At 73.4% G+C, this 20,339-nt stretch carries 22 protein-coding genes and 1 pseudogene; 11 read left to right on the top strand and 12 right to left on the bottom strand.

What is annotated here, in order from left to right:
* Window positions 1-18: 18 nt before the first annotated feature.
* On the bottom strand, window positions 19-219 hold the full coding sequence (locus tag ACRB68_RS14000; protein ID WP_153532926.1) for a DUF397 domain-containing protein: 201 nt from the start codon (window positions 217-219) through the stop codon (window positions 19-21).
* Window positions 220-227: 8 nt separating this feature from the next.
* The gene (locus ACRB68_RS13995) at window positions 228-1,055 is read right to left on the bottom strand and encodes a helix-turn-helix domain-containing protein (RefSeq protein ID WP_153532925.1); all 828 of its coding nucleotides are present in this window, start codon (window positions 1,053-1,055) and stop codon (window positions 228-230) included.
* 207 nt (window positions 1,056-1,262) lie between these two features.
* Between ACRB68_RS13995 and ACRB68_RS13990 the strand changes: the two genes are divergently transcribed.
* From ACRB68_RS13990 to ACRB68_RS13980, 3 genes are all read left to right on the top strand, one after another.
* The gene (locus ACRB68_RS13990) at window positions 1,263-1,499 is read left to right on the top strand and encodes a hypothetical protein (RefSeq protein ID WP_153532924.1); all 237 of its coding nucleotides are present in this window, start codon (window positions 1,263-1,265) and stop codon (window positions 1,497-1,499) included.
* Between the two features lie 298 nt (window positions 1,500-1,797).
* Window positions 1,798-2,052, top strand: a complete 255-nt coding sequence (locus tag ACRB68_RS13985; RefSeq protein ID WP_153532923.1) for a hypothetical protein — start codon at window positions 1,798-1,800, stop codon at window positions 2,050-2,052.
* A gap of 97 nt (window positions 2,053-2,149) precedes the next feature.
* On the top strand, window positions 2,150-3,280 hold the full coding sequence (locus tag ACRB68_RS13980) for a methyltransferase domain-containing protein (RefSeq protein WP_153532922.1): 1,131 nt from the start codon (window positions 2,150-2,152) through the stop codon (window positions 3,278-3,280).
* Here ACRB68_RS13980 and ACRB68_RS13975 read toward each other — a convergent pair whose 3' ends face one another.
* Complete coding sequence (locus ACRB68_RS13975) at window positions 3,281-4,009, bottom strand: GbsR/MarR family transcriptional regulator (protein ID WP_328594182.1); 729 nt, start codon at window positions 4,007-4,009, stop codon at window positions 3,281-3,283. It lies immediately after the preceding gene.
* Between the two features lie 257 nt (window positions 4,010-4,266).
* Here ACRB68_RS13975 and ACRB68_RS13970 point away from each other — a divergent pair, with 257 nt between their 5' ends.
* Genes ACRB68_RS13970 through ACRB68_RS13960 form a run of 3 tightly spaced genes read left to right on the top strand, consistent with a single transcriptional unit; the run spans window position 4,267 to window position 6,683 of the window.
* The gene (locus ACRB68_RS13970) at window positions 4,267-4,929 is read left to right on the top strand and encodes a DUF4097 family beta strand repeat-containing protein (protein WP_153532921.1); all 663 of its coding nucleotides are present in this window, start codon (window positions 4,267-4,269) and stop codon (window positions 4,927-4,929) included.
* A gap of 27 nt (window positions 4,930-4,956) precedes the next feature.
* A complete protein-coding gene (locus ACRB68_RS13965; protein ID WP_153532920.1) occupies window positions 4,957-5,904 on the top strand; it encodes an ATP-binding cassette domain-containing protein in 948 nt (315 codons plus the stop codon).
* Window positions 5,901-6,683, top strand: coding sequence for an ABC transporter permease (locus tag ACRB68_RS13960; protein ID WP_153532919.1), 783 nt, complete (start codon window positions 5,901-5,903; stop codon window positions 6,681-6,683). Before ACRB68_RS13965 ends, ACRB68_RS13960 begins: the two co-directional genes overlap by 4 nt.
* A 149-nt stretch (window positions 6,684-6,832) precedes the next feature.
* Here ACRB68_RS13960 and ACRB68_RS13955 read toward each other — a convergent pair whose 3' ends face one another.
* From ACRB68_RS13955 to ACRB68_RS13940, 4 genes are all read right to left on the bottom strand, one after another.
* A complete protein-coding gene (locus ACRB68_RS13955) occupies window positions 6,833-7,300 on the bottom strand; it encodes a MerR family transcriptional regulator (protein ID WP_153532918.1) in 468 nt (155 codons plus the stop codon).
* Window positions 7,301-7,309: 9 nt separating this feature from the next.
* Window positions 7,310-8,170, bottom strand: coding sequence for an SDR family oxidoreductase (locus ACRB68_RS13950; RefSeq protein ID WP_153532917.1), 861 nt, complete (start codon window positions 8,168-8,170; stop codon window positions 7,310-7,312).
* A 116-nt stretch (window positions 8,171-8,286) separates the two neighbouring features.
* The gene (locus tag ACRB68_RS13945; protein ID WP_153532916.1) at window positions 8,287-8,928 is read right to left on the bottom strand and encodes a response regulator transcription factor; all 642 of its coding nucleotides are present in this window, start codon (window positions 8,926-8,928) and stop codon (window positions 8,287-8,289) included.
* Window positions 8,925-10,076 carry a sensor histidine kinase gene (locus ACRB68_RS13940; RefSeq protein WP_153532915.1) on the bottom strand — a complete coding sequence of 384 codons (1,152 nt, stop codon included), beginning with the start codon at window positions 10,074-10,076 and terminating at the stop codon, window positions 8,925-8,927. Before ACRB68_RS13940 ends, ACRB68_RS13945 begins: the two co-directional genes overlap by 4 nt.
* 551 nt (window positions 10,077-10,627) lie before the next feature.
* Here ACRB68_RS13940 and ACRB68_RS13935 point away from each other — a divergent pair.
* Window positions 10,628-11,929 (top strand): ABC1 kinase family protein, encoded by a 1,302-nt coding sequence (locus tag ACRB68_RS13935; RefSeq protein WP_194293311.1) that lies wholly within the window; start codon window positions 10,628-10,630, stop codon window positions 11,927-11,929.
* A gap of 301 nt (window positions 11,930-12,230) precedes the next feature.
* Here the strand turns inward: ACRB68_RS13935 and ACRB68_RS13930 are convergent, their stop codons facing one another.
* Together ACRB68_RS13930 and ACRB68_RS13925 are read right to left on the bottom strand one after the other, a co-directional pair.
* Complete coding sequence (locus tag ACRB68_RS13930; protein ID WP_153532913.1) at window positions 12,231-12,575, bottom strand: nuclear transport factor 2 family protein; 345 nt, start codon at window positions 12,573-12,575, stop codon at window positions 12,231-12,233.
* Entirely contained in the window at window positions 12,572-13,168 is a 597-nt protein-coding gene (locus ACRB68_RS13925) for a TetR/AcrR family transcriptional regulator (protein WP_207709688.1), read from the bottom strand. The genes ACRB68_RS13930 and ACRB68_RS13925 overlap by 4 nt, the downstream gene beginning before the upstream one ends.
* Before the next feature lie 462 nt (window positions 13,169-13,630).
* On the opposite strand from ACRB68_RS13925, the gene ACRB68_RS13920 reads away from it, so the two are divergent.
* The 3 genes from ACRB68_RS13920 to cobJ are packed head-to-tail and all read left to right on the top strand — an operon-like array spanning window position 13,631 to window position 16,907.
* Window positions 13,631-14,806 (top strand): precorrin-3B synthase, encoded by a 1,176-nt coding sequence (locus tag ACRB68_RS13920; protein ID WP_328594181.1) that lies wholly within the window; start codon window positions 13,631-13,633, stop codon window positions 14,804-14,806.
* Window positions 14,803-15,423, top strand: a complete 621-nt coding sequence (locus ACRB68_RS13915; protein ID WP_207709687.1) for a precorrin-8X methylmutase — start codon at window positions 14,803-14,805, stop codon at window positions 15,421-15,423. Before ACRB68_RS13920 ends, ACRB68_RS13915 begins: the two co-directional genes overlap by 4 nt.
* A complete protein-coding gene (gene cobJ, locus ACRB68_RS13910; protein ID WP_153532911.1) occupies window positions 15,423-16,907 on the top strand; it encodes a precorrin-3B C(17)-methyltransferase in 1,485 nt (494 codons plus the stop codon). The genes ACRB68_RS13915 and cobJ overlap by 1 nt, the downstream gene beginning before the upstream one ends.
* On the opposite strand, the gene ACRB68_RS13905 is transcribed toward cobJ, so the two are convergent.
* Complete coding sequence (locus ACRB68_RS13905; protein WP_328594180.1) at window positions 16,882-17,625, bottom strand: cobalt-precorrin-6A reductase; 744 nt, start codon at window positions 17,623-17,625, stop codon at window positions 16,882-16,884. The genes cobJ and ACRB68_RS13905 overlap by 26 nt on opposite strands.
* 14 nt (window positions 17,626-17,639) lie before the next feature.
* Here ACRB68_RS13905 and ACRB68_RS13900 point away from each other — a divergent pair.
* Window positions 17,640-18,677, top strand: a pseudogene (locus tag ACRB68_RS13900) (cobalt-precorrin-5B (C(1))-methyltransferase); the annotation flags it as partial.
* Here ACRB68_RS13900 and ACRB68_RS13895 read toward each other — a convergent pair.
* Both ACRB68_RS13895 and ACRB68_RS13890 read right to left on the bottom strand, forming a co-directional pair.
* Window positions 18,674-19,735 carry a hypothetical protein gene (locus ACRB68_RS13895; RefSeq protein ID WP_153532910.1) on the bottom strand — a complete coding sequence of 354 codons (1,062 nt, stop codon included), beginning with the start codon at window positions 19,733-19,735 and terminating at the stop codon, window positions 18,674-18,676. The pseudogene ACRB68_RS13900 and the gene ACRB68_RS13895 sit on opposite strands and share 4 nt — an antisense overlap.
* The gene (locus ACRB68_RS13890) at window positions 19,735-20,259 is read right to left on the bottom strand and encodes an RNA polymerase sigma factor (RefSeq protein WP_328594179.1); all 525 of its coding nucleotides are present in this window, start codon (window positions 20,257-20,259) and stop codon (window positions 19,735-19,737) included. Before ACRB68_RS13890 ends, ACRB68_RS13895 begins: the two co-directional genes overlap by 1 nt.
* Between the last annotated feature and the right edge of the window lie 80 nt (window positions 20,260-20,339).

Below are 20,339 nucleotides of genomic sequence, written 5' to 3'. Positions count from 1 at the left end.
GGCTAAGTCCGGCCGGTGTCAGGCCAGGTCGAGTTCGCCGATCTTGATGCGGTGGGCGAAGGTGCGCCAGGCGGTGGCGTCGAGGGTGAGCTTGGGGCCGTCTGGGTCTTGGGAGTCGCGTACGGCGACGACGGGGGAGAGCCCGGCGACCTCGACGCAGTCCTCCTTGCCCGTGCTCCGGCTGCTCTTCCTCCAGCGTGCGGCTGTGAAGTCGGCCATGAAGGTGATCACTCCCTGGTCAGTTCGACGAGCAGTGCCGCCGAGTCCGCCGGTGACAAGGCAGCGTCGACGAGACGCTCCCATATCAACCTAAAGCGAGTGACTTCCTCCGTCGACTCCGGAAAGACGCTCCCGGCCTGGCCCTCGACGTACACCACGTCGGGATCGAGATCCTCTAGGTAGCCAAGGATCACGAAAGCCCCGTCGACACCCGGGTGGGCGCCGGCCTCGAAAGGCATGACCTGAAGCGTGATGTTGGGGCGCTGGGAAGCCGCCCACAACTCGGAGAGCTGTGCTCGCAGCACGTCACGGCCACCGACCATGTGACGAAGTACCGCCTCGTCCACGATGGCGTGGAATGAGGGAGGACGTCCTGGGCGATTGAGCAGTGGCTTACGAGCCATCCGTGCACGAACCCGTTGTTCGGTGCGTTCCAGAGTGTCAGGACATGCGGCTGTGAGGATGGCTCGTGCATAGTCCTCGGTCTGGAGGAGGCCGGGGACGACCTGAGGTTGCCAAGAGCGGATGCTGTCGGCTTCGCTCTCCAGCCCGATGTATGTGCCCTCGAAGACATCCCCGAACGCTCTCCACCAGCCGCGTTGCCGTGCGTCCTTGGCGAGCTGGATCAGCGCGTCCCGTTCTGGGCTGGTGACTCCATACAGATCGAGGAGTTCGGTGATGTCGGCCAGCTTCGGTTTGACGCGGGCGGTCTCCAACCGGCTGACCTTGGAGCGATCCCAGCCGAGTTCGAGGGCGACAGCTTCGGATCTGAGGCCGCAGCGCTCGCGAAGTATGCGAAGTTCTCGCGCAAGTCGGCGGTGGCGGACAGTAGCCATGGTGAACAGTGTGGAGGTGATCGCGACGGGTGGCTATAGCCAGAAGGTAACAAGAAAAACTTGCACTGTGCATTGCAGACGAGCGCTCTGTGGTCGAAGCTCTCATATGTGTAGCACTTCGTGAAGCGTAGAAGCCGCCGCGCGGTCGGGCTCATGGATTGGAGCCCGGGGCCCGACCGCACGGCTTCCACCTCGCAAGGAGGCAAGATGACGATACCCACCCACCCCGACGACCAGGCTCTCGCTCGGCTCCGTAGGGACTTCAGAGGGCACCGCATCTGGCGGTCCGTCCGTTCGGACGGGCTGCTAGGCGATTGGTGCGCGACGCTGCACGACCCGTCCGCCGGGGTCGACCTGACGGTCATCCAGGACACCGCCGAGGCGCTGCGGGAGGCGCTGCTCGTCGAAGCCGCGCGCGGCAAGCAGCGTCAGGCGGCCAGGTGACGCGGCGGCGCGCCGGGCAGGCGGCGCAGCCGGTGGGTGTTCTTCCGTCTGCACCCGCCGTTCTGCGAGCGCGGTTTCGCCTGGCGTGGCTGGGGCGGGAACTGTGGCGGCGTGGTCAGCGGGTCGAGCGCCATGATGGCTCCCGGCTGCTCTTGCGGGTGCCGTGCCTGGGCGAGTCGGTGCAGGTGGTGCGAGGCCCGGTGGGGCTGGGCTTCCACTCGTCCTCGGCCGGTTGGCTGGCGCCCTGCGCGCAGGCCGGGTGGGCCGCCGAACAGCTGACCGCACCCGAGGACGCGCCGTGAGGAACGAACCGCGTCCCGACGTCGATGCCCCGGAAGGCTGGTCGGCCGCGTTGCTGCAGCAGGCGGCCGTGGCGTTGGCGCGGTTGCGGGCGGAGTACCCCGGCCTGGGGTTCGTGGCCGATCCGGTCGCCGGGGTGTGGTTCGCGGTGGACGGCCGGGATTTCCTGCTGCAGGCGCGGACCGGAATCAAGTTGCGAGAGCGGCTGCTTGCGGCCCAGGTGAGGGGAGCCCGACGTGGGCAAGCACGATGAGAAGCGGGACGCCGACGGCAAGTGGGACAAGCCGATCCCGCCGGCGGAGCCCAAGGATCCGCCCGGCGGCGGCAAGCACGAGAAGGGCGGCAAGTAGATGGCCGGCCCCGCGGAGCTGTCCGCCCGGCTCGTCGAGCGGCTCGCCGAGGCCGGCGACATCGGCCCGGGCTGGCGGGAGCCGTTCGACACGGTGCTCCGGCACCGGTTCATCCCCGACACGGTGTGGGTGCCCGAGCAGGACCGGCTGGTCCCGGTGCGGCGCGGCGACGACGAGGACGCCTGGCTGGAGCTGTGTTACGCCGACGACTACGTGATCACGCAGGTGGACGACGGCGCCCTGTCCGGCCATGAGGTCACCAGCTCCGCCAGTCGTCCCGACGTGGTGGCGCAGATGCTCACGGCGCTTCAGGCCGAACCGGGCATGTCGGTGCTGGAGATCGGCACCGGCACCGGCTGGAACGCCGCGCTGCTGGCCGAACGGCTCGGCTCCGGTCGCGTCGTCTCGGTCGAGGTGGACCCGGCGCTCGCCGGCCGCGCCCGTCGCGTGCTGCGGGAGGCGGGCCATCGGGTCACCGTGGTGACCGGGGACGGGGCGCTCGGGCACCGGCCGGCCGCGCCGTTCGACCGGGTGATCGCCACGGCGGCGGTCAAGCGGGTGCCGCCCGCGTGGGCGGCGCAGACCCGGCCGGGCGGCCGGGTGCTGGTGCCGTGGGCCACCGACTTCCACAACGGCGCGCTGGTGTCGTTCCTGGTGTCAGGGGACGGCACCATGCGGGGCCGGATCGTGGGGAACGTGGCGTTCATGCTGGTGCGCGAACAGCGCGGCAAACGCGTTCTGCTCGCGCGCGACGTGCGGCACGAGGCACAGGCGCGCGAGTCGTCCACCTGCCTGCACCCCTACGACGTGCTCGGCGAGTACGACGTGTCGCTGGCGATCGGCTTGAAGGTGCCGCGCTGCAAGCCGATCGTCGAGCACCACGGCCCGGGCGCCTACACCCTCTGGCTGGTCGATCCGTGGTCCGGCTCGTGGGCCCGCCTCGACCACGAGCCGGGCGCGGAGAGGTTCCCGGTCCGGCAGTACGGCGAGCGGGACCTGTGGCAGGAGGTGGCGGACGCCCATCGCTGGTGGGACGCGCTCGGCCGGCCCGCGGCCGGCCGGTGGGGCCTGACCGTGACCCCCGATGACCAGTACGTCTGGCTCGACGCCGAGGAGCAGCGGATCGGCTGATCAGCTGTCGGGGCCGTCGGGCTCAGGGTTCGCGTAGAGGACCTCGCGGGCCTGCTCGGCGGCGCGGGCGAACCTCTCGGCGACGAAGTCCAGATAGCGGGCGATGTTCTCCAGGCGGACGGCGGCCGGGGTGTCGCGGCCGAGGACGCCGACGCCCTGCCGGGCGATCTCGACGAACTTGACGAGGGCCTGGGCGCTGGAGAGCGTCGACTGGTGCCACAGGTCGTCGTCGACGGCGTAGCGCTCGCGGCGGCCCTCGTCGCGCTGCCGGCGGACCAGGTCCTGGCTCTCCAGGAACGCCACGGCCTTGGAGATGGAGGCCGGGCTGACCTGGAGGCGCTGGGCGAGCTCGGCGGCGGTGAGGCTGCCGGCGTCGGTGGTGTAGAGGCAGGCCAGCACCCGCGACATCATCTTGGGCAGGCCCGACGCCATCATGATGGTGGTGAAGGTCTCCTCGTACTCGCGGACGGCCTCGGGGTCGCGGCCGTGCGGCTGGACCGGCTCGGGCCCCCGCGCCGAGGCGCCCCGGCGCCGGCGGGTGCGGTGCTCGGTGGCGCGGTGGGCCAGGTCGGCGCGGTAGCCGGTGGGGCCGCCGTTGCGCATCACCTCACGCGTGACGGTGGAGGTCGGGCGGTCCAGACGCCGGGCGATCTCGGCGTAGGCGAGGCCGTCCGCCAGCCCCGCGGCGATCTGCTGGCGTTCCTGCTGGGTGAGCCTGCCTCCCGGCACCACGGCCCCCTTCGGGCGCCCCCTGGCGCCGCTCGACGTCCCTTGTCGCCACCACCATAGCGTTCACTCTCATTCATTGCAACGCTTTGCATGAGGCTCGTTGCGTTAATCATCAGGATCGTTGCAATGATTTCCCTGCTATGACCTGCGTGAACGTAGTTTCAACGCAATGATCTACTTGAAGGATCCGTGAATGCAACGTAGCTTTTGCGATGTCGGAAACAACGAGCCGCACGGCAGACCGCAAGGAGCACACGATGAACACCTTCGCCACCCCCGCCCCGATCACCGCCACCTTCGACATCCCGGCCGGCCGCGTGCAGGTCATCGCCGCCGACCGCGCCGACACCCTGGTCGAGGTCCTGCCCGCCACCCCCGGCAAGGGCCGCGACGCCAAGGCCGCCGAGCAGACCACGGTCGAGTACGCCGACGGCGTCCTGCGGGTCCAGGCCCCCGCCGGCAGCAAGTACCTCGGCCCGTCGGGCGCGGTGGAGGTGACGGTGCAGCTGCCCGCCGGGTCCCGCGTCGAGGGCAAGGCCGCCGCCACCGAGCTGCGCGGCGTCGGCCGCCTGGGCGAGGTCGCCTTCGAGGGCGCCTACCGCCACACCAAGATCGACGAAGCCGCCGGGCTCCGCCTCACCGCCATCGACGGCGACGTCGAGGTCGGCCGGCTGAACGGTCCCGCGCAGATCAGCACCCAGCGCGGCGACATCCGGATCGCCGAGGCCAGGGGCGGCGCCGTCGAGCTGAACACCCAGTCCGGTGACATCACCATCGACGCCGCCCCCGGCGTCTCGGCCTCCTTGGACGCCGGCACCTCTCACGGCCGCATCAACAACTCCCTCAAGAACGACGGCACCGCCGAACTCCAGATCCGCGCCACCACCATCCAGGGCGACATCACCGCCCGCAGCCTCTGACCCGCCGCACCTGAGGAGCATCCCCCCATGACGAACCTGGCCATCGAAGCGAGCGGACTGCGCAAGTCCTACGGCGACAAGGTCGTGCTGGACGGTGTCGACCTGGCCGTCCCCGAAGGAACGATCTTCTCCCTGCTCGGCCCGAACGGCGCCGGCAAGACCACCACCGTGCAGATCCTGTCCACGCTGATCCGGGCGGACGACGGCCGGGTCAAGGTCGCCGGGCACGACCTGGCGCGCCAGGCCGACGACGTCCGCGGCGCGATCGGCGTCACCGGGCAGTACTCGGCCGTCGACAAGCTGCTCACCGGCGAGGAGAACCTGCTCCTCATGGCCGACCTGAAGCACCTGCCGAAGCGCGAGGGCAAGCGCAAGGCCAAGGAGCTGCTGGAGCGGTTCGACCTGGCCGACGCGGCCGGCAAGACCGCCGCCACCTACTCCGGCGGCATGCAGCGCCGGCTGGACCTGGCGATGACGCTGGTCGGCGACCCCCGGCTGATCTTCCTGGACGAGCCCACCACCGGCCTGGACCCGCGCAGCCGCCGCACCATGTGGCAGATCGTGCGCGACCTGGTCGCGGGCGGCGTCACCATCTTCCTCACCACCCAGTACCTCGACGAGGCCGACGAGCTCGCCGACCACATCGCCCTCCTCGACCACGGCACGCTGATCGCCGAGGGCACCCCCGACGAGCTCAAGCGGCTCATCCCCGGCGGCCACGTGTCGCTGCGGTTCACCGGCGACGACGCGCTGAACGGCGCGCTGGGCGCGCTCGGCCGCGGCTTCGTGGACCCCGCCGACGAGAACCGGCTCACGCTGCAGGTCCCCTCCGACGGCAGCGTCGCGTCCCTGCGCGAGCTGCTCGCCCGCCTGGACGCCGCCGGCATCGAGCCGGCCGACCTCGGCGTGCACACTCCCGACCTCGACGACGTCTTCCTCACCCTCACCGGCCAGAACCAGGAGACCACCCGATGAGCGCCCTCACCCTCGCCGCCCGCGACTCCTCCACCATGGTCCGGCGCCAGCTGAAGCGCCTGGTCCGCTACCCGTCCATGACGATCCAGCTGGTGATCACGCCCGTCATCCTGCTGCTGGTGTTCGTCTACGTCTTCGGCGGCACCCTCGGCAACGGCCTCGGCGGCGCCGGGAACGGCCGCAGCGCCTACGTCAACTACGTCGTGCCGGGCATCCTGCTCATGGCGGTGGCGACCGCCGCGACGGGAACCGCGGTCATGGTCGCCACCGACATGACCGAGGGCGTCATCGCCCGCTTCCGCACCATGCGGATCTGGCGGCCCGCCGTCCTGACCGGCCACGTCGTCGGCGCCGTCATCCAGCAGCTGCTGGGCATGGCCGTCCTGATCGGCGTCGCGCTGGCCATGGGCTTCCGCCCCGACGCCACCGTCGTCGAGTGGCTGGCCGCGGCCGGACTGCTCATCCTGTTCGTGGTCGCCGTCACCTGGCTGTCGGTCGCCCTCGGCCTGAAGGCCCAGACGCCCGAGTCCGCCAGCAACGCCCCCATGCCCCTGATCCTGCTGCCCTTCCTGGGCAGCGGCTTCGTCCCCACCGACTCCATGCCGACCGTGCTGCGCTGGTTCGCCGAGTACCAGCCCTTCACCCCCATCATGGAGACCCTGCGCGGCCTGCTGCTGGGCACCCCGATCGGCAACAGCGGCCCCATCGCCGTCGCCTGGTGCGCCGGCATCGCGGTCGCCTCCTACCTCTGGGCCAAGCACACCTTCGACAAGGCTTGATCATGAGCCGGCCGAACAGGGCCGTCAGACCACCCGGTCTGGCGGCCCTGCCGCTTTTCCCCGGCCGCCACGACGCGGGGCTGTGGCCGGGACGCGACCGCCGCTCCGGCGCGCGCCGCCCGCCGCCCGGCCGCGGTCAGGAACGGTGCTCAGGGGGCGGCGGCGCCGCCGTAGGTGGCGATCTTGTATTCGGTGGCGGCGAGGGAGAGGGTCAGCTCGCGGATCTGGCGGCGGACGGTGTCGCGGTGCTCCAGCAGCATGTCGAGCCGTTCGGGGACGGTCTCCTCCCCGGCGTCCACCAGGGCGATGTAGTGCTGGAGGTCGCGCATCGCCATGCCGGACAGCCGCATCCGGGTCACGAACACCAGCCGCCGGACGGCCTCGGGCGAGTAGCTGCGGTGGCCGTTGGCGTCGCGGTCGACCTCGATGAGGCCGGCCCGCTCGTAGTAGCGCAGCGTGTGCGGCGACAGGTCGAGCAGGGCGGCGACCTCGGCGATCGTCATCGGCTCGCGGACGTCGCCGGCGTCGGCGAGCCGGTGGATGACCTCGGCCGACACCGGACCGCCGGTCTCCCCGAGCGCCGCGAGCGCCTTGCTCATCAGGTCGTCGGTGGCCATGCCCCCACCCTAGATCGGACGGGCGGACGCGGCGGCGCCGGCGAAGTCGGCGCCGCGCGCCACGTCCGCCCACCTCGTCACCTCGTCGAGGCCGCGCCGGTAGGCGGCGGAGATCCGGTCGACGGCCTCGCGCCCGAGCGGCAGCCGCAGCGGCACCTCGTCGGAGTGCGCGAGCGACACGATGACCTGCGCGGCCTTGACCGGGTCGCCTTCCTGGAGGCCGTCGGCCCCGGCCAGGTCGGCGCGGACGGAGGCCAGCGCCTCCCGGTAGGCGCCGGACGGCTCGGCGAACTCCAGGACGTCCGCGGCGTTGAACGCGGTCCGGAAGCGGCTCGGCTCGACGATCATCACCCGGACGCCGAACGGGGCGACCTCCCCGGCGAGCGACTCCGACCAGCCCTCCAGCGCGAACTTCGACGCCGAATAGGCCGAGACGCCGGGGAACGACAGGCGCCCGCCCTGGCTGCTCATCTGCACGATCGTCCCGGACCGCTGCGCGCGCATCACCGGCAGCGCCGCGCGGACCAGCGCGGCCGGACCGAACAGGTGCAGGTCCATCAGGTCGCGAAGCTGCGCCTCGCCGACCTCCTCGGCCGCGCCGACGACGGCGCGGCCGGCGTTGTTCACCAGCACGTCCAGGCCGCCGAACCTGTCCAGGGCCGCCTGCACCGGCGTGCCGGCCTGCGCGGTGTCCCGGACGTCGAACCGGACGACCGCGCAGCGGTCCGGGGCCGCGGCGCGGATGTCGGCGACGCTGCCGGGCGTGCGGACGGCCGCCACGACCCGGTCCCCGGCCGCGAGGGCCGCCTCGGCCAGCGCCCGCCCGAACCCCTTCGACGCCCCGGTGATGATCCATGTCTGTGTCGTCATGGCGGTGAAGCTAGGCCTTCGAGCGCGCTCGAACGCAAGCGCCGCCGGGGCCGTGCCGACCGGCCCGTGACGCCATGGTGCGCGAGGCGTCCGCGACCGTCCCGGCCGTGCGGGGCTCAGCCGCCGGACAGGTCGTGGCGGAGGGCGTAGATGACCGCGGCGGCGCGGTCGCGGAGGTCCAGCTTGGTGAAGATGCTGCCGACATGCGCCTTCACCGTGCCCTCGGCGATGTTCAGCCGCGCCGCGATCTCGGGGTTGGTGGCGCCGGACCCGATCAGCGCCAGCACCTCCCGCTCCCGGAGCGACAGCCCGGGGGACGGCCCGGGCCGCGGCGGCAGCACGGTCCGGTAGGCCGCGAGGACCTGCGGGGTGACGGCCGGGTCGAGCCACCCCTTCCCGGCGGCCACCGCCCGGACGGCCTGGACGATCTCCTCGCCCGGCGCGTCCTTCAGCACGAACCCGGCGGCCCCGGCGGCGAGGGCGGCGGCGACCACCTCCGGATCGTCGAACATCGTGAGGACCAGCACCGGCGGCGCCCCGGCCTGTGCCCGCAGCAGCCGGGTGGCCGCGGCGCCGTCCATCCGCTTCATCCGGACGTCCATCAGCACGACGTCGGGGGCGCAGCGCGCGACCGCCGCGGCCACCTCGTCGCCGTCGGCGCACTCGCCGGCGATCTCCATGCCGGGCTCGCCGCCCAGGATGCGCGTCAGCCCGGCGCGGACGAGCTGCTGGTCGTCCACCAGCAGCAGCCGGATCATGAGGCCCCGGCCAGCGGGATCGTGGCGCGGACCGTCCAGCCGGCGCCGTCCGGGCCGGCCCGCAACGTGCCGCCGAGCGCGGTGACGCGCTCGCGCATCCCGACCAGGCCGAGCCCGCCGCCCGGGGGCCGCCCCCGCGCCGGCGCGGCCCCCTGATCGGCCACCGTCACCTCGGCGGCCGCGTCACCGACCTCGACGGTGACCGTCGCCGCCGCGCCGGGCGCGTGCCGGGCGGTGTTGGACAGCGCCTCCTGCACCACCCGGAAGACGGCCAGCCCGACCGCCGGATCGACCGCGCCGAGATCGCCCCGGACGGTGAGCCGCACCGCCAGCCCGCCGGCCCGTAATCGGTCGACCAGCGCCTTGGTGTCCTCCGCGGTGGGCAGCGCGGGCGCGACCGCGGTGTCCGCCGGGTCGCGCAGCAGCACCAGCCCGCGGTGGACGTCGCGCACGCTCAGCCGCCCGGCCTGCTCGGCCTCCGCCAGCGCCCCGGCCGCGGCCTCGGCGTCGCCCCGGGCGACGGCGAGCCGGGCCGCGGTGACGTTCAGCAGCACCACGCCGAGCCCGTGCCCGACCAGGTCGTGCACCTCGCGCGCGATCTTCCGGCGCTCCTCCGCGACGGCCTCCCGGCCCAGCCGCAGCCGCGTCTCGTACAGCGTGCCGTGGATCCGGAACGCCGAGCCGAGCACCAGGAACCCCACCCCCCACATGACCCAGGTGGGCCAGAGCGGCAGCCCCCCGGCGAGCAGGTGCCGGGCCGGGGCGAGCGCCAGCGTCAGCGGCACCGACCAGGCCAGGTCGCGGCCCCGGGCGAGCACGACGAGATGGATCCACACGGGCGCGCCGGCGACGGCCAGCGCCCCGTCGGCGTAACTGCCCTCGGCGAACGGGAAGGGCCGGAACCCGCCGTCGCCCGCGGTCGGCGCCAGCACGATGACCAGCAGGACCAGCGGCGCCAGCACCGGCACCGCCGCAGCAGGAGGCCGCCACGGCCGCGCCGTCTGCCAGCCCCACAGCAGGGCGTACCCGGCGACCAGCGCCGTCCGGACGGGCGGGGCCGGCGCGAGCAGCACGGCGAGGAGCGCCCAGCACGTCCCGACCCAGGCGAGCAGCCGCAGCAGCGGCCAGGGCGGGGCACTCCAACGCATGCGCAACTCCTCGACGATGACGCAAAGACCCGGCCGCACTCGTTCAGGGCGGGCTTGATGGATCTACGTTCTGTTGTGCGGCGGCCGGGCACGCGCCTCGCCGCGTTGCCGCCGGTCACTTACAGGCCGGCTCCCTCCTCCGCCTTGCGATGCGCACACCCCGACGCCGCTCACGACGAACAAGATCCATGAAACACGCCCTGGCCGAGTGCGCTGTGTTCATGTCGATCCCGCCCCAAGGGCTCGTCTTGGCCGTGCTCGGCCAGGTGCGAATCGCTTCGCCATCCGCCCGGTGAGGCTCGCCTTCGGCCTCGCCGCACCGGCCAGGTAGCGCGCTCGCGCGCAAGCTCGGCACTGTGGAACACATCCTGTGCACCCCGCTCCCGGACGCCGGCGGACCATGGTCTCGGCACTGTGAGGCACACCCTAAGCAGCGCCTGGCCTGGACGTCATCAGACCGTGGTCCAACGCCGACCCCCTACCGCGGTCGCATTCCAACTGAGGACCACGGGCCGATGCGGTCTACAAGCGACCCCGGCGAAGCTTCGGCCATGCGAATCCGAACGCTGTCCCGGATGGCGAAGATGTCGGCGATCCCGCTGGGGGTCGGCCGGCGGATGGCCGTGGCCGGCGGGCTGAAGGCCCTCGGCAGGCTGACCGACGAGTCCTCGCTGAAGCTGCACGAGCGCACCGCCGACCAGCTCTTCGAGGTGCTCGGCGGCCTCAAGGGCGGCGCGATGAAGTTCGGCCAGGTGCTGTCGGTGTACGAGACGGTGCTCCCGCCCCCCATCTCCGCCGTCTACCGCGAGCGGCTGGCCAGGCTGCAGGAGGCGGCCACCCCCGAGGATGTCCGACAGGTACTGGAAGAGGACCTGGGCCCGGCCTGGCAGAACCTGTTCGCGTCCTTCGACGACGCCCCGGCGTCGGCCGCCTCGCTCGGGCAGGTCCACCGCGCCGTCTGGCGGGACGGCCGCCCGGTCGCGGTCAAGGTGCAGTACCCCGACGCCCGCGAGCAACTGCTCGGCGACCGCGACCTGACGATCTTCGCGATGCGCTGGTTCACCTCGCTGATCGCCCCGGAGCTCGACGGCCGCGCGCTCGCCACCGACCTCATGGACCGGCTGGCCGAGGAACTGGACTACGCCCAGGAGGCCGAGGCGCAGACCGCGTTCCGCGCAGGCTTCCAGGCCGACCCCGACTTCGTGATCCCCGAGGTGGTCCACCAACAAGGCCGGGTGCTGGTCTCGGAGTGGATCGACGGCACCCCACTGGCCCGGATCATCGCCGCCGGCACCCAGGAACAGCGGGACCGGGCCGGCCTCCTGCTCACCCGCCTGATGTTCGCCGCCATCCCCCGGACCGGGATGATGCACGGCGACCCGCACCCGGGCAACTTCCGGCTCTTCGACGACGGCCGCCTCGGCGTCCTGGACTTCGGCGCGATGTACCGCCACACCCCAGGAACCCCGAGCCCGTTCGAAAAGTGGATGCACATCCACCTCGCCGAGACGCCGGAGGAGCTGGTCCGCGTCCTGCGCGAGCTGGAGTTCCTGCGCCCCGGCGTACGCGCGGACGGCGCCGAGCTGATGGAGCTCTTCGAACACTCAGGAGCACCCGCCCGAACCGAGACCTTCCGCTTCGACGGCCCCTACCTCCGCGACACCCTCGCCGGGATGACGTCCTCCATGTCGGTCGCCCTCAGCCTGGCCTTCCCGCCGGACTTCGTGCACGCCCAACGCGCCATGGGCGTAGGCATCGGAGTGCTCTGCCAACTGGAAGCCGAGGTCCCCTTCCAGCAGGAGGCCCTCCGCTGGCTCACCGAGAGCGCCGAAGGAGACGCGTTATCCGGCTGAGAAGGGCGCAGGACGAAGCGGGATACGAGGAGAGGGTACGGAGAGAGAGCGCGGAGGCGGAGAGAGGGCGCGGAGAGAGGGCGCGGAGAGAGGGCGCGGAGAAAGGGGAAAGAGAAGGGAAGGGGAGAAGATCCCGCGGCAGCGTCGGTCCGGCCGGCCTGTGTCCTTCCGCCCGCAGGGGCCGGCCTGCCCCTCCGGGCGTCGGCAAGGCGCCGATGTGGTCACCAGCGTAGGAGCTCGGCCGTGCCGTCGGTTTCGGCGAGCCTGCCGGCGGCATGCTCGGCGAGGCCGCGGGATCCGCTCATGCGGGGAAGAAGCCGGTGATGTCGGCGAGCCGGCCGTCCCGGTGGAGCGCGGTGCTCACGCCCGTGGTGGCGGGTTCGCCCTGCTCGCCGAGCTGGGTCCACCGCGCGAGCGATCGGTCGTGGTGGTGGAGCACCTCGTCGATGCGGAACCGGTGACCGGGGAAGGCCCCGGCGAATCCGGCCATATAGGCGGCCAGTTCGGTCAGCCCGCCGACCTCCGTGCCCGGGTCCCGGTAGGCGACGTCTTCGACCGCGACCGTGCGGAGGGCGGCGAGCCGCTCGCCGGGGTCGGCAGACCAGCACGCGGCATAGTTCGTCCAGAGCCGCTGTGAGTCACTCATGGCCGTCCTTCTTTCTCGGAGCCGATCGACGCCAGTGCGCCGTCGGTGATGGTGTGCAGTTTCGTGCGGGGCGTGCCGGCCCTGACCAGCACCAGCAGGCCCTGGTAGAGGGCCAGCAGCCGGGCCGCCGACTCCGCGACGTCCAGGTCCGCCGGCAGCAGGTCCAGGGAGCGGGCACGCGTCAGGGCGTCGGTGAAGCCGGTTTCGATCGCCTCCAGCCCGCGGCGTACTCCCGCGGCGGCCTGGGGAACGGTGAAGGACTCCACGGCGGTGTTGGTGAGCAGGCAGCCCGGATCGGGATCGAGGCCGGTCTCGAACGCCGAGGTGAAGAAGGACCGGATGCCCGCCACGGGGTCCGCCGGCGTCAGGAGATGGACCCGGACCCGCTCCTGCACCACCTGGTCGTTGTAGGCGTCCAGGGCGGCGCGGAACAAGCCGTCCTTGCTGTCGAACGCCCGGTACAGGCTGCCGGGATGCAGTCCGGTCGCCTCCTCGATGTCCCGCAGCGAGGCCGCCTGGTAGCCGCGGTGGCGGAACAGGCGCATGGCGGAGGCCAGCACTTCCCCTTGGTCCCAGAGTTGCTTGCGTCCCACCGGCACCCCCGTAGTTGAACGAACGCTCACAAAAATAGCATGCCCACGCGGACCCCGGCTCCTGTGGCTCCGCCCGTCCCCGCATCGACCGTCCAACGGGGACCGCGGAAGCGTCCCGGCGAGAGGGGCCGGGCATGTGGCCTGTCACCCGGCAGAGCAGGTGAAGCAGGAGCAGGAGGCAAGGCGGAATTCAGTGGCCCGGTGGTCGCGTGAGTGCGACCGGCCCGGGAGAGGCGGAGCCGGAAACACGTCATCCGATCAGGGGAAGGGCGTGCCACGTAGCGGTACGTGGATGAGGGAGGCAGGGTGGTGCGGTGGCGGAGGCGCGCCGAAATTCGGGGGCTGTCACACCGCGATCTGCGTGATCGCGGACCGATTCGTGCTCGCCCGAGCATGGCCGAGGGGGGAGCCGCCAGGCGGCTCCCTTAGGTAAGGGAAAACGGCACGGCTTAGGATCCGGGTGTGTCCTCTTCTCCCCGGTCTGGTGCTGATTCTTGTCCTGGTGCGTTGCGGGTTCATCAGGCGGCGGACGGGGGGCTTGCCCGGGTTCGGCTGCCTGGGGGAGAGCTGGACGCGGCGCGATTCGCGGTGCTCGCAGACGCTTGTGCCGAGCTCGGGGACGGGGCGCTGGAGCTCACATCGCGGGGGAACGTGCAGATCCGCGGGCTGGCGCCGGGGGCCGAGGTCGAGCTGGGGGAGCGGTTGCGAGCCGGCGGGCTGCTGCCGTCGGCCTCGCATGAGACCGTGCGCAACATCGCCGCGAGTGTGTTGAGCGGGCGGGACGGGCGCGGGTTGGTGGACGTGCGGCCGCTGGTGAGCGCATTGGATGCGGGGCTGTGCGCTGATCCGGAGTTGGCCGGTCTTTCCGGGCGGTTCCTGTTCGTGGTCGATGACGGGCGCGGCGATGTCATCGCGATGCGGGGGGATGTCGGGCTCTACGCGGTCGGGGCCGATGAGTTCGCGCTGGTGCTGGGTGGCAGCGACACCGGGGTGCGGGTTGGGGGCGAGGACGCCGTCGGGGTGGCTTTGCGGGCTGCTCGGGCCTTTCTCGCGGTGCGGGACGGCGAGTGGCGGCTGACCGAGTGGAGTGATCCGGTCGGGCGGCTCGCGGGGTTGCTGCCGGAGGCTTCGGCTGAGGTGATTGAGGTGCCGCGGGTTCCGGCCAAGCCTGCGCTCGGGGTCGTCGAGCAGGTGGACGGGCGCTTCGCGCTGCACGGGATCGTGCCGTTCGGGCGGCTTGAGCCGGGGCCGCTGCGGGATGCCCCGGGACTCGTCGTCACGCCCTGGCGGACCGTGGTGATCACCGATTTGACGGACGTGTCACACTCTCATGGCCTGGTCACCGGGTCCGGATCGTCCTGGGACGGGCTCACCGCCTGCGCCGGCCGGCCCGGCTGCGCCAAGTCGCTCACCGACGTGCGCGCGGACGCCGCCCGCGCCCGCGCCGCGTCCGGCGCGGGGCTGCCGGTGCACTGGTCCGGCTGCGACCGCCAGTGCGGCAGGCCCGCGTCCGCGCACGTCGCGGTCGTGGCGACGGCGGACGGCTACCAGGTGCGGCGCGGCGACCAGGTGCGCGCGCCGGGGCACGACTTGACGGCGACGGCGGCGGCCGTCGCGAGAGCACGGGAGAGCGAGTGATCGACTACGTCCGCGACGGCGCCGAGATCTACCGGCGGTCGTTCGCGACGATCCGGGCCGAGGCTGACCTGGCGGGCCTGCCCGCCGACGTCGCCCGGGTCGCCGTCCGCATGATCCACTCCTGCGGGATGGTGGACCTGGTCCGCGACGTGGCCTACGCGCCCGGCGTCGTGGCGGCGGCGCGGGCCGCGCTGCTGGACGGCAGGCCGATCCTCTGCGACGCCAAGATGGTCGCCGCCGGCGTCACCCGCAAGCGGCTGCCCGCCGGCAACGAGGTCGTCTGCACCTTGGACGACCCACGCGTGCCCGAGCTGGCCGCGAAGATCGGCAACACCCGCAGCGCCGCCGCGCTCGACCTGTGGGGCGACCGCCTGGACGGCGCCGTCGTCGCCATCGGCAACGCCCCGACCGCGCTGTTCCGGCTGCTGGAGCTGGTCGCACAGGGCGCGCCGCGCCCGGCGGCGGTGCTCGGCATCCCGGTCGGGTTCATCGGCGCCGCCGAGTCCAAGGTCGCCCTGGCCGGGTCCGACCTGCCGTATCTGGTGGTGCATGGGCGGCGCGGCGGCAGCGCGATGGCCGTCGCCGCGATCAACGCCATCGCCAGCGAGGAGGAGTGATGACCGGTCACCTGTACGGGGTGGGCGTCGGTCCCGGCGACCCCGAGCTGATCACGCTGAAGGCGGCCCGGCTGATCGAGGCCGCCGACGTCGTCGTCCACCACGCGGCGCGGCACGGCCGCAGCGTGGCCCGCGCGACCGCGGCCGGGCTGCTGCGCGAGGGGCAGATCGAAGAGGCCCTGATCTACCCGGTGACGACCGAGGCGACCGACGACTACCGGGGCGTCATCGAGGAGTTCTACGAGCGCTGCGCCGAGCGGCTCGCCGCGCACCTGGACGCGGGCCGCGACGTCGTGGTGCTGTGCGCGGGCGACCCGTTCTTCTACGGCTCCTACATGCACCTGCACAAGCGGCTGGCGGGCCGCTACCCGACGACGGTCGTCCCCGGCGTCACCTCCATCAACGCCGCGACGGCCGAGCTCGGCCGCCCGCTGGTGGAGCGCGAGGAGGCGCTGACGGTCCTGCCCGGCACGCTGCCCGAGGACGTGCTGGCCGACCAGATCGCCGCGACGGACTCGGCCGCGATCATGAAGCTGGGGCGGACGTTCGGCAAGGTCCGCGGCGCGCTGGAGCGGGCCGGGCGGCTGGACGACGCCTGGTACGTCGAGCGCGCTACCACCGGCCGGCAGCGCCTGTCGCCGCTCGCCGAGGTCGACGCCGAGACCGTGCCGTACTTCTCCGTGGCGATCCTGCCGAGCCGCGTGCACGAGCGGACGCGCCGCGAGCTGCCCGAGACGCCGAAGCAGGAGGGGCAGGGCGAGGTCGTCGTCGTCGGCCTCGGCCCGGCCGGGCGCGAGTGGCTGACGCCGCAGGCGCAGGAGGCCCTCGCCGCCGCCGACGACCTCATCGGCTACGGCCCCTACCTGGACCGGGTCCCGCCGAACGCCCGCCAGGTCCGGCACCCGTCGGGCAACACCGTGGAGTCCGAGCGCGCCGAGCACGCGCTGGGCCTGGCCGCGCAGGGCCGCCGGGTCGCGGTCGTGTCGTCGGGCGACCCGGGCGTGTTCGCGATGGCCACCGCCGTCCTGGAGGTCGCCGCCGCGGACCGCTGGAAGGACGTCCCGGTGCGGGTGCTGCCCGGCCTCACCGCCGCGCAGGCCGTCGCGTCCCGCGCGGGCGCGCCGCTCGGGCACGACTACTGCGTGATCTCGCTGTCGGACCGGCTGAAGCCGTGGGACGTCATCGCCGCCCGGCTCGAGGCCGCCGCGCGCGCCGACCTGGCCATCGCGATCTACAACCCGGCGTCCAAGACCCGCACCACGCAGGTCGCCGAGGCCCGCGACCTGCTGCTGGAGCACCGCGACCCGGACACGCCGGTCGTGCTCGGCCGCGACGTCGGCGGCGCGGGGGAGCGGGTGCGCGTCGTCCGGCTCGCCGACCTGGACCCGGCGGACGTCGACATGCGCACGCTGCTCATCGTCGGCTCGTCGCAGACCCGGTGGGAGAACGGCGTGGTGTTCACCCCGCGCCGCTACCCGAGGTGAGCCAGGCGAGCGCCTCCTGCACGGTCGCCGCGGCGGGGACGCCGTCCGGCAGCGGCGGCCGGTCGACCATCACGACGGGCAGCCCGAGCTCGCGGGCGGCGGCGAGCTTCGCCGCCGTCATCGGGCTGCCGCTGTCCTTGGTCACCAGGGTGTCGATCGCGTGCTCGCGCATCAGCGCCAGCTCCTCGGCGACGGTGAACGGGCCGCGTGCGAGGACGGCGTGCATGCGCGGCGGCACTGGCGGCTCGGGCGGGTCGACGGAGCGGACGAGGAACCAGCGGCGCGCGTCCCCGGCGAACGCGGCGAGGTTCTTGCGGCCGGTCGTCAGGAACACCCGCTCGCCGGGCAGGTCCGCCGCGGCGGCCTCCAGCGTCGGGACGCGCCGCCAGTCGTCGCCCGGCCCCTCGGTCCAGCCGGGGCGCCGCAGCACCAGCAGCGGCAGCCCGAGCCGCCCGGCCGCGGCCACGGCCGCATCGGTCATCACGGCGGCGAACGGGTGGGTGGCGTCCACGACGGCGTCGATCCGCTCGGCGCGCAGCCACGCGGCCAGGCCGTCGACGCCGCCGAACCCGCCGATCCGCACCCGCCCGGCCGGCAGCGCGGGATCGGCGACCCGCCCGGCCAGCGAAGAGATCACCTCGAACGCGGGGTCCTCGTCCAGCCGCCCGGCCAGCCGCCTGGCCTCGCCGGTGCCCCCCAGCAGCAGTATCCGCCTCACAGGAGCATGCTAGGACCGTGAGCGATCTCCGTTACGGCTGGACGACGGGCGCCTGCGCGACCGCCGCGACCAAGGCCGCCCACACCGCGCTGCTGACCGGCGAGTTCCCCGACCCGGTCGAGATCGTCCTGCCGAAGGGGCAGCGGCCCGCGTTCGCGCTCGCGGTGGAGGAGCTGACCGCGGCGTCGGCGACCGCCGGGATCGTCAAGGACGCCGGCGACGACCCCGACGTCACGCACGGCGCGCTGATCCGCTCGACCGTCCGCCCGGGGCCGCCCGGCTCGGGGGTGGTGTTCCGCGCCGGGCCGGGCGTCGGCACGGTCACCAAGCCGGGCCTGCCGCTGGAGGTCGGCGAGCCCGCCATCAACCCGGTGCCGCGCGCGATGATGCGCGAGGTCCTCGGCGACGCCGACGTCATCGTGGAGATCTCCGTCGACCGCGGCGAGGAACTGGCCCGCAGGACCTGGAACCCGCGCCTCGGCATCCTCGGCGGGCTGTCGATCCTCGGCACGACCGGGATCGTCGTGCCCTACTCGTGCTCGGCGTGGATCGAGAGCATCCGCCGCGGCGTCGACGTCGCCCGCGCCGCCGGGTACACCCATGTCGCGGGCGCGACCGGCAGCACCTCGGAGAAGGTCGCGGCGGAGCTGTACGGGCTGCCCGAGGACGCGCTGCTCGACATGGGCGACTTCGCCGGCGCGGTGCTGAAGTACCTGCGCCGCCACCCGGTGCCCCGCCTGACGATCGCGGGCGGCATCGGCAAGCTGGCCAAGCTCGCCAACGGCCACCTGGACCTGCACTCCAAGCGCTCCCAGGTCGATTTCGCCGCCCTCGCCTCCCTCATCGCCGACCCCGTGGTGGCCGAGCAGGTGCGCGGAGCCAACACCGCCCTGGACGCGCTGCAGATCTGCCAGCGGGCGGGGCAGCCGCTCGGCGACCTGGTCGCAGCGCGCGCGCGGGACGTCGCGCTCGACACCCTGCGCGGCGCCCCGATCGAGGTCGACATCGTCGTCATCGACCGGGGTGGCACCATCGTCGGCCGCGCGGGTTAAGGCGCCTCGTCCGTCCAGCCCAGCTTCAGGTAGACGTCCTGGCGGTAGACGGTTCCCGGCTTCAGACCCTCGGTGCCGGTGACCAGGACGTCCTGGAGGCCGAGCACCCGATAGGTGCCCGGCTCCAGCAGGAGGCGGGTGTCGAGCCTGGCATCCCGGGCGGACAGCGCGAGCGCCGGGCGGCCCTCGCTGTCGGTGGTCCGGCCCGCGTTGCGGATCCCGGGCAGCCCGGCGAGCAGGCGGAACACCGCGCCGTGCAGCTTGCCCGAGCCGGGCTGGGTGAGCAGCCCGGCCGCGTTGCGCAGCATCCCCGACGGGCCGCCCTGGCCGGTGGCCGCGTCGAGGTAGGCGCGCAGGGCCTTCGGGTCGCCGGCGAACGCCTCGCGCTGCGCGGCGCTCGGTTCGGACGGCGGGCAGTCGCGCGTCTTCGCGCACCGCTCCGCCTGGTCCGCGAAGAACGCCTCGCGCGCCTTCTTGGCCGCGGGCGACGTGCGCCTGACATCCCACGGCTGGTCCGCCGCCCGCTGGACGATCAGAGAGCCGTTGGAGCGCACCCGCCAGGTCTTCGGGGAGCCCGCGCGGGCCCAGGCGGCGCGGTCGGCGGCGGTCTGCGGGCGGGCCCCGGCGAACCGGCTGCGGGTGACGTCGGCGTCGCGCGGGCTGCGCGCCGCCCAGCCGTCGATCTCCATCCGGGCGCCGACGATCGCGTAGCCGCCCTGGTCGACGCGGTAGGTCTGCCCCGCCACCACGTGGCTGTGCCAGTACCGGCCGGGCGGCGCGGTCTCGGCCTCGTGCGCGGCGGCGAGCAGCACCTGGGACGCGGTGAGCGTCCGCCCGCCGGGCGGAGCGGGGTCCCCGCCGCCGAGCGTCACCACCGTGGCCGCGCAGGCAGCGGCGGCGGCGAGCCCCGCCGCGCCGAGGCTCCAGGCCGGCCGCCGGCGCGGCCGCCGGGCAGGGGGCGCCGCCGCGTACAGCCGGCGCCGGCCCTCGGCGACGACCTCCGCCGACGGCGGGGCGTCGTCCACCAGGAACGCGCGGATCATGCGGTCGTCGTCCATTACCGGTCCTCTCCGAGAGCGGCCCGCACCTTGGCGCGGGCCCGGCTCAGCCGCGAGGCGACCGTGCCGTAGGGGATGTCGAGCGCCGCGGCGATCTCCTCGTTGGTCAGCTCGCCGAGCGCGCTGAGCAGCAGCACGTCGCGCTGCGCGGCGGGCAGGGCGCGCAGCGCGCCGGCCAGGCGCGGCTGCAGGCCCTCGGCCCGCACCCAGTCGAGGACCCGGTCCTCGTGGCCGTCCTGCGCCGCGTCCGGGCCGACCTTGGCGAGGGCCCGGTAGCGGCGCCGCTCCTGCCGCCGGTGCTGCGCGACGAGGTTGGTGGCGATGCCGAACAGCCACGGCCGGACCGAGCCTTTGGCCGGGTCGTAGCGGTCGTGGCCGCGCAGCGCGATGACGAACGTGTCGGCGGCGATGTCGTCGGCCACGTCCCGGCCGAGCCGCCCGGCGATGTAGCGGTGGACGTCGGCGAAGTGCGCGTCGTAGTGCGCGGCGAACTCGTCGGCCCGCCGCGTGCCGGGCGGTGCCACGTCGGCGCCCCTCAAGTGCGGAATCCGGTCATGCGGTGCCTCCCATGATCAGGTGCGGTCACCCCTACTTGGCCGCGGGG

This window comes from Actinomadura macrotermitis, from assembly GCF_009604375.1.
GTDB lineage: Bacteria > Actinomycetota > Actinomycetes > Streptosporangiales > Streptosporangiaceae > Spirillospora > Spirillospora macrotermitis.
This window is presented reverse-complemented; position numbering and strand designations above follow the sequence as displayed.